10 protein-coding genes are annotated in these 11392 nt (G+C 71.3%); 4 read left to right on the plus strand and 6 right to left on the minus strand.

Annotation, left to right across the window (positions count from 1 at the left end; genetic code table 11):
- Positions 1 to 27: 27 nt before the first annotated feature.
- The 4 genes from VFZ70_09015 to VFZ70_09030 are packed head-to-tail and all read right to left on the minus strand — an operon-like array spanning position 28 to position 4803.
- Positions 28 to 993: an XdhC family protein gene (locus tag VFZ70_09015; protein ID HEX6255936.1), complete on the minus strand. Its 966-nt coding sequence runs from the start codon at positions 991 to 993 to the stop codon at positions 28 to 30.
- Complete coding sequence (locus VFZ70_09020; protein ID HEX6255937.1) at positions 968 to 3361, minus strand: aerobic carbon-monoxide dehydrogenase large subunit; 2394 nt, start codon at positions 3359 to 3361, stop codon at positions 968 to 970. The genes VFZ70_09015 and VFZ70_09020 overlap by 26 nt, the downstream gene beginning before the upstream one ends.
- Positions 3358 to 3888 (minus strand): (2Fe-2S)-binding protein, encoded by a 531-nt coding sequence (locus tag VFZ70_09025; GenBank protein ID HEX6255938.1) that lies wholly within the window; start codon positions 3886 to 3888, stop codon positions 3358 to 3360. Before VFZ70_09025 ends, VFZ70_09020 begins: the two co-directional genes overlap by 4 nt.
- 45 nt (positions 3889 to 3933) lie before the next feature.
- A complete protein-coding gene (locus VFZ70_09030) occupies positions 3934 to 4803 on the minus strand; it encodes a xanthine dehydrogenase family protein subunit M (protein HEX6255939.1) in 870 nt (289 codons plus the stop codon).
- Positions 4804 to 5058: 255 nt separating this feature from the next.
- Between VFZ70_09030 and VFZ70_09035 the strand changes: the two genes are divergently transcribed.
- The 3 genes from VFZ70_09035 (at position 5059) to VFZ70_09045 (ending at position 7923) form a co-directional block, all read left to right on the plus strand.
- Positions 5059 to 5823: a lysophospholipid acyltransferase family protein gene (locus VFZ70_09035; GenBank protein ID HEX6255940.1), complete on the plus strand. Its 765-nt coding sequence runs from the start codon at positions 5059 to 5061 to the stop codon at positions 5821 to 5823.
- Positions 5824 to 5986: 163 nt separating this feature from the next.
- Entirely contained in the window at positions 5987 to 7276 is a 1290-nt protein-coding gene (locus VFZ70_09040) for a cation:proton antiporter (GenBank protein HEX6255941.1), read from the plus strand.
- Positions 7277 to 7395: 119 nt separating this feature from the next.
- A complete protein-coding gene (locus VFZ70_09045) occupies positions 7396 to 7923 on the plus strand; it encodes a type 1 glutamine amidotransferase domain-containing protein (GenBank protein HEX6255942.1) in 528 nt (175 codons plus the stop codon).
- Between the two features lie 415 nt (positions 7924 to 8338).
- On the opposite strand, the gene VFZ70_09050 is transcribed toward VFZ70_09045, so the two are convergent.
- Positions 8339 to 8599: an MGMT family protein gene (locus tag VFZ70_09050; protein ID HEX6255943.1), complete on the minus strand. Its 261-nt coding sequence runs from the start codon at positions 8597 to 8599 to the stop codon at positions 8339 to 8341.
- Positions 8600 to 8829: 230 nt separating this feature from the next.
- Here VFZ70_09050 and VFZ70_09055 point away from each other — a divergent pair, with 230 nt between their 5' ends.
- Complete coding sequence (locus VFZ70_09055) at positions 8830 to 10410, plus strand: GGDEF domain-containing protein (GenBank protein HEX6255944.1); 1581 nt, start codon at positions 8830 to 8832, stop codon at positions 10408 to 10410.
- Positions 10411 to 10441: 31 nt separating this feature from the next.
- On the opposite strand, the gene VFZ70_09060 is transcribed toward VFZ70_09055, so the two are convergent.
- Positions 10442 to 11392, minus strand: a 951-nt coding sequence (locus tag VFZ70_09060; protein HEX6255945.1) for a hypothetical protein, incomplete at its 5' end; no start/stop codon positions are given.

Genomic DNA, 11392 nt, shown 5'->3' on the forward strand with positions numbered 1-11392 from the left:
CCGGCACCGGCGGTCGCGGTCGACCTGTCAGCGCGTGGCGACCCAGCGGGCCCGGCAGCCGGCACAGCAGAACCATGCCGTCTCGCCGTCGACGTTCGCGGTGATCGCGTCGTCGGTCATCAGCACGGTCATGCCGCAGACGGGATCGACGGCCGTGCCCGGGGCCGTCGGCGTGTGGTCCGCCGCGGATCCGTCGTCCGTGGCGGACTTCTCGACCACGGCGACAGGTTCCCCGTGGCCACGCGACCGCCGGGACTCCACGAGCTCGGCCAGGATCGACAGCGCGATCTCCGGCGCGGTGCGCGCGCCGATGTCCAGACCCGCCGGCATCGACACGCGCGCCCTGACGTCGTCGGGCACATCCAGTGACGCCAGGACGGCGCCGCCCCGGCGACGGCCGGCGACCAGCGCGACGTAGGGCACCTCGGCAGCGAGCGCGGCGGTCAGCGCCTGCTCCTCGCCGCGGCCGTGCGAGGCGACGACGACCGCAGCGAGGTCCGCGTCGACGAGCGTTGCATCGTCGATGGTGGCCGCGTCGAACCCGAGCGGCGTGGACAGGTCGACGAGCGCGTGGGCGATCGGGGTGTCGCCGACGACCAGGACACGGGCCGGTGGCGCGAGCGGCTCGAGGAAGATCTCGAGCGCACCACCGGACAGGCACGGGTTGGCGACGGTGATCGCTCCCTCGTCGGACGCGCCGACCGCCGTTGCGTCACCGCCTTCCGGCAGGATCCGCAGCAGCAGCGGCTCGCCGGCCTCGAGTGCCGCGCGGGCGTGGGTCTGCACGGACGCCTCGGCGCAGGTCCCGCCGACGAAGCCCTCGATCGTGCCGTCGGCGTGCACGAGGGCGCTGTCACCGGCGTGCACGCTGGTCGGGTGCTCGGCGCGCACGACAGTCGCCCGCACGTGTGGCACCCCCGCGTCGACCAGTTCGGCCGAGCGCTCGGCGACCGCGATGCGGCCCATCTCAGGCTCCACCGTCGTGCGTGGCACCGGCCCCCTCGTCCGACCGCGCGGTCTGGATCGCCTCCCAGACCTTCGACGGGGTCGCCGGCATGTCGATGTGGGTGATGCCGTACACCGACAGCGCGTCGACGATCGCGTTCATGATGACCGGCGGTGAACCGACCGTCGCCGACTCGCCCACGCCTTTGGCACCGATCGGGTGGTGTGGGCTCGGGGTGACGGTGTAGTCGGTCTCCCAGTCCGGCACGTCCATCGCGGTCGGCATCAGGTAGTCCATGAACGAGCCGCCGAGGCAGTTGCCGAACTCGTCGAAGTCGATGATCTCCATCAGCGCCATGCCGACGCCGTCGGCGAGCCCGCCATGGACCTGCCCCTCGATGATCATCGGGTTGATGCGGGTGCCACAGTCGTCCACGGCCACGAACCGGCGCACCGTGGTCTCACCGGTGCTCGGGTCGATGTCCACCACACAGATGTACGCGCCGTGGGGATACGTCAGGTTCGGCGGGTTGTAGGTCGTCATCGCCTCGAGCGATCCCTCGACGCCGTCCGGCAGGTCCACCGCACCGTGGGCCGCCATCGCGATCTCGGCAATCGTCTTGGCGCTGTCGGGATCGCCCCTGACGGTGAAGCGGCCCTTGTCCCACTCGAGGTCGTCGGGACTGACCTCCAGCATGCCGGCGGCGATCACGCGTGCCTTGTCACGGACCTTGCGGGACGTGATCGCGACCGCGGCGCCGCTGACCGGCGTCGAACGGCTGCCATACGTCCCCAGTCCGAACGGCGTCTGGTCCGTGTCGCCGTGTACGACGTCGATGTCCTCCGGCGGGATGCCCAGCTCCTCGGCCACGATCTGGGCGAACGTGGTCTCGTGGCCCTGCCCCTGCGTCTGCACGGACAGCCGCACCACGGCCTTGCCGGTCGGGTGCACGCGGACCTCCGAGCTGTCGGCCATGCCGAGCCCCAGGATGTCCATGTGACGCCGCGGGCCGGCGCCGACCGCCTCGGTGAAGAACCCGACGCCGATGCCCATGAGCTCGCCGCGCTCACGCCGCTCCGCCTGCTCGCGACGCAGCTCGTCGTACCCGGCGACGTCGAGCGCCTTGCGCAGCGTCGCGGGGTAGTCCCCGGAGTCGTACTCCCACCCCGTCTTGGTGGTGTAGGGGAACTGGTCGGGTTGGATCAGGTTGCGCATGCGCAGCTCGGCCGGGTCCATGCCGAGCTCGACCGCCAGCCGGTCGACCATGCGCTCGACCAGGTACACCGCCTCGGTCACACGGAACGAGCAGGCGTACGCCACTCCGCCCGGCGCCTTGTTGGTGTAGACCCCGGTGACCTTGCAGTGCGCCGCCTGGAGGTCGTAGCTGCCGGTGAACACGTGGAAGAACCCGGCGGGATACTTGGTCGGCTGGGCGGTGCCGTTGTGCGCGCCGTGGTCGGCCAGCACGTTCGTGCGGACCGCCAGGATCGTCCCGTCGCTCGTGGCGGCGATCTCGCCGGTCATGTGGTAGTCCCGCGCGAACGCGGTGGACATGAGGTTCTCGGAGCGATCCTCGACCCACTTGACCGGACGCCCCGTGACGATCGAGGCGACGATGGCGCACACGTAGCCCGGGTAGATCCCGACCTTGCCGCCGAAGCCACCGCCCACGTCCGGTGAGATCACCCGGATCTTGTGCTCCGGGATGCCGGCAACCAGCGCGTACAGCGTGCGGTGCGCGTGTGGCGCCTGGGTGGTCTCGTACAGCGTGAGCTTGCCGCTGACTTGGTCGTAGTCGGCGACAGCCCCGCAGGTCTCCAGCGGCGCCGGATGCACCCGCGGGTAGACCATGTCCTGGCTGACCACCACGTCGGCGCTGGCGAACACCCGGTCGCACTCGTCGGTGTCGCCAGCCTCCCAGTCGAAGATGTGGTTGTCGGTCCTGCCCTCGAGATCGTCGCGGATGACGGGTGCGTCGTCGTCCAGCGCATGGTGCGGGTCGATGACCGCGTCGAGGATGTCGTACTCGACGTCGATGAGCTCGAGCGCATCCCGGGCGGTGTAACGGTCGTCGGCGACGACGAACGCGACCTCCTGCCCCTGGAAGCGCACCTTGTCGGTCACCAGCACCGACTGCGTGTCCGACGACAGCGTGGGCATCCACGCCAGGTTGAGCGGCTCGAGGTCGGCGCCCGTGATGACCGCGTGCACGCCCGGGTGCTCGACGGCCGCGCTGGTGTCGATCGACGCGATGCGCGCATGGGCGACGGGCGAGCGCAGGACAGCGCCGTGCAGCATGTCGGGCAGCACGATGTCGTCGACGTAGGTCCCCTGACCGCGGATGAAGCGCGGATCCTCCTTGCGCTTGAGCCGGCCGAAGCCGATGGGGCGGTCCTGTTCGGGTGCGGTCGTCACGATGCCACCTCCTGGCCCTCCCCGGCCTCTGTCGCGACGGGCGCACCATCGGCGCGATGACCGTTGGCCCCGCCGTGTTCGGCTGCCCAGCGGATCGAGCGGACGATCGTCGCGTAGCCCGTGCAACGGCACAGCTGTCCGCTGATCGCCTCGCGGATCTCGTCGGTCGATGGGTGGGGGTTGTCGTCGAGCAACGCCCGGGCCGTCAACATCATCCCCGGGGTGCAGAAGCCGCACTGCAGGCCGTGGCACTCCATGAAGCCCTGCTGGACGGGATCGAGCTCGCCGTTCTGCTCGAGGCCCTCGACTGTGCGCACCTCATGGCCGACGGTCATCGCCGCGAGCGTCGTGCAGCTCTTGACAGGTTCGCCGTCGATCAGCACGACGCAGGTGCCGCAGTTGCTCGTGTCGCATCCCCAGTGCGTGCCGGTCAACCCCAGCTCGTCGCGCAGGAAGTGGACCAGCAGCATGCGTGGCTCGACGTCGCGCTGGTACTCGACGTCGTTCACGGTCAGTGTCACGTCCATCGCGATCCTCCTTCTTGGTCCCAGCTCGCCAGCTCGCCTTCGTTCCTAACGGCCCTGGGAACGGTCGACAGCGCGGCGCAGCGCGCGGGTCGTCAGTTCTCCGGCGAGGTGCCGCTTGTACGCTTCGGACCCGCGCTGGTCCGCCACCGGCTCGCAGTCCTCGGCGGCCAGCTTGCCGGCCTCGGCGTACAGGTCCTCGTCGGGTTCGCGGCCCCGCACGACGTCCTGGGCGCGTGTGGCCACACCGCCGTCGATGCCGACCGCCGTCAAACCGATGCCGACGTCGTCGATGACCCCGTCGTTCATCCAGACGACCACGCCGGCCGCGGCGATCGCCCAGTCGCCCACGCGGCGTTCGACCTTCTCGTAGGCGGAGCCGGCTCCCGGACGGATGGGGAGCCTGATCTCGGTCAGGATCTCGTGCGGCTCGACGGCTGTCTCGTAGGGCCCACGGTGGAACTCGGGCATGGTCAGCGTGCGTTCGCCGTCCGGGCCGCGGATGACCAACTCGGCCGACCACGCGTTGCACACCGTCGACAGGTCCTCGCCCGGGTCGGCCTGGCACAGGGAGCCGCCGATCGTGCCGCGGTTGCGCACGACCGGGTCGGCGATGACCTTCTCGGCGTCGGTGATCATCGGTGCCAGGCGCGCGACCGTGTCCGACGACAGCAACGCCGCGTGACGGGTCAACGCACCCAGCCGCAACGTGTCGCCGTCCTCGATGACGTAGGCCAGGTCACCGCAGTCGTTGATGTCGACCAGGACATCGGGCCTGACCAGACGCAGTTTCATCATCGGCAACAGGCTGTGCCCGCCCGCGATGATCTGCGCCTCGTCGCCGTACCGGCCGAGCAGGTCGAGCGCGTGATCGACGTCCCTGGCCCGCTCGTACTGGAATGGTGCGGGTACCTGCATGCGCTCCACCTCCGCAGACGCAAGACGTGGGGCGCCACCGGCCGCCCCACACCCTGCAGCGTCGACGCTGGACGGAACGCCGTCAAGGCCCTCGTCACCACACCCGACCAATCGTGCGCAGGAAGGGCGGGCCAGCAATGCGCAGGGTGGTCGGCCGTGTGCGCGACGTGATCTGTTGCCGGGTGGGTCACGGGCGCCCGTCGACGTGTTCGGCGTATCCTGGCGCGGCGTTGGTGCCCGACCGAACGGTGGTGGATGAGCGACTGGGCGACCGGTGACGCGGAGACGACCGCGGCTCGGGTGGCGACGTTGCGGGACGCCCTGACGATCCTGCCACGCGCCCGGCCCGCGCTCGTCCGCCTCGTGCGGACACCTCTGCGGGTCATCCTGTGGCTGGGGTTGCGCACCGGTTTCCGGCTGCGGACCGAAGGCCGCCGCCGCGAGGGACCCGCGGTCATCGTCTCCAACCACCCGCATGTGGTCGACGGGCTCGTCGTGCTGGTCGTCGACCCCCGGATGCGACCTGTCGCCCGGTGGCACCGGGTCCCGCTGCTGCGGTCCGGCATGTGGGTGGCCGACTGCATCATCACGACCGCCGAGTGCCATCCCCCGCGCCCGCACCGCCCCGCGTTCGTCCATGGACTCGAGCACGTCCGCGCAGGCGGGCGCGTCTGGATCGCACCGGAGGGGGGATGGCAGCCCGAACCGAACCTGCGCTACCCCCGGACCGGCGCGGTGCGCATGGCGGCGATGGCAGGCGTGCCTCTGCAGGTGCTCGGCGTGGTCCACGAGCGACACCCGGGACCCGGCCTCGCGACGTGGCGTCCGTGGCGCCGCCCGGGCATCCTGCTGCGTTGGGGACCGGTGTTGACCATGACCGGCGACGTCGAGCGGGACATCGACCGCATGATGACGGCGATCGCCGAGACGACCGGCTCGACCTGGAACCCGCCGACGCGCGACGAGGACCCGGATCCGTCAGAACACCGGCGACCGGGTCAGCCAGCACCCGACCGGTGACCGGTCGACGGGCGGCGGGCATGCGCGCGCACCGTCCGGGCCCGGCGGTTGCCGGCCTGACAGGACCCGTCCGCCTGTACGTTGACCGACGACGTCCCATGACGCGTGCCGCTCGACGCCGCATCGCCCGTCCAGTGCCAGTGCACGCAGAACCGGAGTCGCCATGCAGTCCGTCGCGATCGCCGCCGCGCTCGTCGTCGCCTACGGCACGGTGTCACGCCGTCTCACGACGACCGTCGTCACCGGCCCCATGGCGTTCGTCGCCGCAGGACTGCTGCTCGGTGACGGCGGTCTCGAGGTGCTCGACCTGGGGCTCGAAGAGGAAGGTGTGCGCATCCTCGCCGAGGCGACGCTCGTCCTCGTGCTGTTCGTCGACGCGATCGCGATCGACGTCCGCGCACTCGTCCGGGAGATCCAACTGCCCGCCCGCCTGCTCACGATCGGGCTGCCGCTGACCGTGGTACTCGGAACCGGCGCGGCGCTGCTGGTGTTCGACATGCAACTCTGGGAGGCGGCACTGCTCGCCGCGATCCTGGCACCCACCGACGCCGCGCTCGGTCAGGCGGTCGTCACGAACCCGCGGGTGCCCGAGCGCATCCGTCAGACGCTGTCGGTCGAGAGCGGTCTCAACGACGGCATCGTGCTACCGCTCGTCATGCTGTTCCTCGGACTTGCCGCCGAGGAGACCATGGCCGTCAGCGGCCGCAGCATCGCAACGTTCGTCGCATCGCAGCTGGGCTTCGGCGTCCTCACCGGCGTGGCGGTGGGGCTGGTCGGCGGCATCGTGATCGACCGCGCCGCCCGGAGCGAATGGATGGACGGGGTGTTCAGGCAGCTGTCAGTGTTCGCCGTCGCCGTCTGCAGCTTCGCCGTGGCGGACCTCGTGGGCGGCAACGGCTTCATCGCTGCATTCGTCGCCGGTGTCACGTTCGGCCAGGTCGCGCGCGAGCAGTGTCAAGGGGCCGCCGACTTCGCCGAGGACGAGGGCCAGTTGCTGACCCTGCTCACGTTCCTGGTCTTCGGTGCCGCGTTGGCGGGGCCCGCACTGGCCGACGCACCGCAACCCCAGACGGCCGTGTACGCCGTGCTCAGCCTGACGATCGTGCGCGTGGTCCCGACCGCGGTCGCGCTCGCCGGGACCGGTCTGACCGTGACGAGCAAGGCGTTCATCGGGTGGTTCGGGCCCCGCGGACTCGCGTCGATCCTGTTCTCGGTCCTCATCCTCGAGGAGGCCGATCTGCCCACGCAGGACGCGATCATCCAGATCGTCACCTGGACGGTGCTGCTCAGCATCCTGGCGCACGGCGCGAGCGCACGACCCGCCGCGGACGCGTACGGCCGGCACGCGACCACGATCCGGTCCGACGCCGCGGAGCACGTCCCCGCTGCGAGCACGCGCCACGGCGCCGACCCCTCTGCGCCGGGATCGGGGACACGGCCAGGTGACGGCTGACCACCCGCCGGGCACGGACGGGGCACGCCCGGCGGCCCGGCGCCGTCTGCGTATGTCCCGCACGGGACGGGAACGATGACGGCACCACCCATCAACGCACCCGGATCCAGGAGCGCATCATGCCCGCACTGTCCGACGCCCGCGTACTGATCCTCGCCGCCGATCTGTTCGAGGACATGGAACTGCTGTACCCGCTGTACCGCCTGCGCGAGGAGCACGTCGACGTCACGCTCGCCAGCGCGGAGGCCGCCGAGGTCACCGGCAAGAAGGGTCACGGACCGGTGGCCGTCGACATGGCGATCGAGGACACGTCCGCGTCCGACTACGACGCGCTGGTCGTGCCCGGCGGCTTCGCGCCTGACAAGCTGCGCAGGGACGAGCACGTGCTGGACCTGCTGCGCACGTTCGACGAGGACGGCAGGCCCATCGCCTTCATCTGCCACGCCGGCTGGGTGCCGATCTCGGCGGGCATCCTCAAGGGTCGCCGGGCCACCAGCGTCGGCGCGATCCGCGACGACATGGTCAACGCGGGCGTGGACTGGGTCGACGAGGCGACCGTGGTCGACCGGAACCTCATCTCGGCGCGCACCCCGGCCGACCTCGGCCCGTGGATGCGAGCACTGCTCGAGGCCATCGAGCAGGTCTGACATCGCGGCCGCAGATCACCGACGTCCGTGGCCCCGCCGCTCGGCGTGCTGAGCAGCGAGTGAGACCGCTGACGGCCCCCGTCGCGGCCCGCGACGGGGCGCCGCCGATCACACGCCGACGGTGATGCCCACTCGAGTGGGTCGCCGACCCCGCGCTGCAAGCGACGCGCTGCGGGACTCGGGCGCGTGGAGGCGCATCACCGACGGCCCGCATCACCGGTCTCGGGATCGTCGTTCCGCGCCGCTGAGCACCCGGCGGTGCCTGGCACCGGTCGTCGAGGACGCACACCCCGGGCGATTGGGATCGTTCGGTCCGTTCTGACCCGGATCGGATGATCGTAGGCAACCACACGCCTGGGACAACGACGGACTGCCGGCGCCCGCACGCCCTGCGCCGCGGGGCGCGGTGCGCGGATCAGCGGCGCACGACCCGCCCGTCACGTACCTCGACGCCCTCGGCCCGCAGCCGCTGGGTCGCCTCGGCCACCGCCGACGGGTTCACCCGGCCGCTGGCGGCGACGACGCGCCACCACGGGACGCCGCGGCTGGCACGGAGCACGGTGCCGACTGCCCGCGCCGCACCGGGACGGCCGGCCTCGGCGGCCACCTCACCGTAGGTGACGACCTGCCCGGGCGGCAGCGAGCGCACGACCGCCTCGACATCATCGGCGAACATCCCGCGTCCCATCTGGTCATTCAAACATCGGCCGGGCCGGCACGTCGACCCGCGGCCACGACCGGCGACAGCGCCGGCACGCAGCGGCACCAGTGGCACGCGTCACCGGCCGGGCCGACGGCCGACTTGTACCGACGTGATCATCACGGCGACACTGTGGATCCTCGCACGGACACAGGTGGTCCAGGATCTCGGACGTCGCGGCTAGAGACGCGGATGGGACCGGAGGCGTGGCGCTCCAGGAGCATCGGTCTGCCCGCGAGGATGCGTTCGAGCTGCTGGTGGATGCGCAGGTCGCGGGCACCGATGTCCTGCGCGGCGCCCGCGCGCTGGTCGGCGACGCCCGCCGCGCGGGGTGGACCGACGTGCACGCACTCGCCGAGTATGTGATCGCCACCGTCCTGTGCTGGCGGGCGCCGAACGCGCCGTCGACGCTCGAGCACGCCGAGTCGTTCGTGGCGTGGGCCGATCGGAGCGACGAGCCGCTGCCGATGGCACTCGCGCGGTGTGCGCGCGGGTTCCTGTCGACGTCCGGCGCGCACACGAGCCACGGCGTCGACGACGTGCTGAGCGCCTACGAGATCGCCGACCGCATCGGTCAGACTGAGGACCGGGCGTTCACGTTGCACGAGATCGCCGGTGTGGTCCACGAGCTGCAGCTGTGGGAACTGACCGCGGAGCTGCATGACGAGGTCGAACAGCTCACGTCCGACGCGGACCGCCCGCGCGCTCTCGTCGGGTCGCTGTACTACAACCGCCGCCTGGCGACGACCTGCGAGCTGCTGCAGGCGCGCGAGTCGGGCGATGCGAACCAGATCGAGCGGCTCGGCCACCGTGCTACGCAGCTCGCGGCGCAGCCGGTCCACGCCGCGGTTCCCGCCGAGTGGCGCGCCGACCTCGAGGCCTATACGGCGGCGTGCCGTACGTTGGCCGCCCATGACAGGGCTGACGACGTCGAGCGACTGGTCGAGACCTGGTCGGGCACCGGTCTGGAGCACGAAGAGATCGGCGGGCTGCTGCGTTGCGTGCTCGGCTGGCACCACATCGAGCACGGCCGGTTCGACGAGGCCGCCGCGCTCGTCGACGCAGGAGCCGCCGCCGTCGCCGACGCCACGGAACCCACCTGGCAGTCCTTCGCGCTGTGGGCGCAGGTGCGGTTGCGCAACCGCGGCGCGAGCGCGGATGCGAGGATGGCCGCCGTGCGCTACCACGCCGCGCTCGTCGCGGCGCGCGAGACGGCGCGGGACGCGCTGGTGCGTTCGGTCAGAGTGCGCCTGCAGACCGGTCGCCTGCGCGCGGAACGGGACCGCTACGCCCGCGAGTCACTGACCGATTCGCTCACGGGCCTGGCGAACCGCAGAGCACTCGAGTCGCGTCTGACGACGGTCACGCCGGCATTGACGATGATCGTGGTCGACATCGACCGGTTCAAGCCGGTCAACGATCGGTTCGGGCACGACACCGGGGACCGGGTGCTGCACCGCGTCGGGCGGATCCTGCTGGACTGCATCCGCCCCGGCGATCTCGCGGCACGGCTCGGCGGCGACGAGTTCGTGCTCGTGCTCGACGCGGCGGACCGCGACGTGGCGCTGCGGCGGGCCCACGAGGTACGCGACCGCGTGCGGTCCGAGCCGTGGCAACAGCTGCGTGACGGCCTGTGGATCGCCGTCAGCGTGGGGGTCGCATGGGGTGCGCGCACGGGCGACGAGCTGTACCGCGAGGCCGACGACGCGCTGTACCGGGCCAAGCGCGCGGGCGGTGCACGGGTGCACGCCAGCTGGTCGCCGCGGATGGCTGGCAGCGCGACCTGATCCGCTGTCCGATGTGGCCGCGGCGGGCGCGTCAGCGGCGGCTGAGCAGGCGGCGCAGGCCGCCCGTGGGCTGTGGCTGTCGGCCATCCCCCTCCGCCGCCCAGAACGCCGCCGCACGCTCGTCGACCTCGACGCCCGCGCCGCGACGGTACAGCTCTGCGAGCAACCGCATCGCCGGCTTGTGACCCTGCACGGCGGCGCGGTGAGCCATGCGGAACGCGCGCGCAGGATCGCCGGCGCTGGAGGCGGAGGCCTCGGCGAGCCGGTACATGGACTGCGAATGGCCGTCGGCCGCGAGGTGCTCGACGTGCTCGCGCTGTGCCGTCGTGTCGGCGTCCGACATCAGACCGCGCCGCCGACGCTGCTGCTGTCGCCGGTGGTACTTGCCCTCGACGTACCCCGACGCCGTCTCCGACGCGATGACGGGCTCGGCAGCCAGCGACCAGTCGTCGTCGTAGCCGAACCGCTCCATGTAGCGGGCCACCAACGGCCGGTAGACGTCGATGTCCTCCGGCGTGAACCAGTGACGCCAGTCACCGGTCGCTCCGGACCGCATGATGTGGTCGAGCCACGGTGACGAGGGCGCGGACCGCTCCACATCGACGCCGAGGTAGGCGCTGAGTGGATCCAGTCGCCCGGCCACGTAGTCGGCGTAGCGCACCGTGAAGATGTCGTGGCGGTCGACCAGCGCCTCCTGCCACGCCATGAACTCGACGACCCGCTCGAGTCGGTACGACGCCAGACCCAGGTCGTCGGCCAGCTCGTGCAGGGCGCGCACGGAGGTGGACGCCGGGTCCCGTTCCTTCGCGCGCACCGCCTCCACGAACGGTTCGACCCGCTCCCATGCCACGTCGGCGCGGATGAACGGCCGGAACAGCAGGAAGCTGACGATCACGTCACGCGGGTCCCGCAGCATCGTGACCTTGCGGGGGAAGAGGTCGTAGCGCAGCTCCAGCTGTGGCTCCCGCGCGATCATCACCTT

It is taken from the genome of Euzebyales bacterium (assembly GCA_036374135.1).
GTDB lineage: Bacteria > Actinomycetota > Nitriliruptoria > Euzebyales > JAHELV01 > JAHELV01.

Coding starts and splice junctions, on each gene's coding strand:
- VFZ70_09050 (HEX6255943.1), bottom strand. CDS start 8,599: ATGTTCGCCGATGATGTCGAGGCGGTCGTGCGCTCGCTGCCGCCCGGG.
- VFZ70_09025 (HEX6255938.1), bottom strand. CDS start 3,888: ATGGACGTGACACTGACCGTGAACGACGTCGAGTACCAGCGCGACGTC.
- VFZ70_09035 (HEX6255940.1), top strand. CDS start 5,059: ATGAGCGACTGGGCGACCGGTGACGCGGAGACGACCGCGGCTCGGGTG.
- VFZ70_09030 (HEX6255939.1), bottom strand. CDS start 4,803: ATGCAGGTACCCGCACCATTCCAGTACGAGCGGGCCAGGGACGTCGAT.
- VFZ70_09040 (HEX6255941.1), top strand. CDS start 5,987: ATGCAGTCCGTCGCGATCGCCGCCGCGCTCGTCGTCGCCTACGGCACG.
- VFZ70_09045 (HEX6255942.1), top strand. CDS start 7,396: ATGCCCGCACTGTCCGACGCCCGCGTACTGATCCTCGCCGCCGATCTG.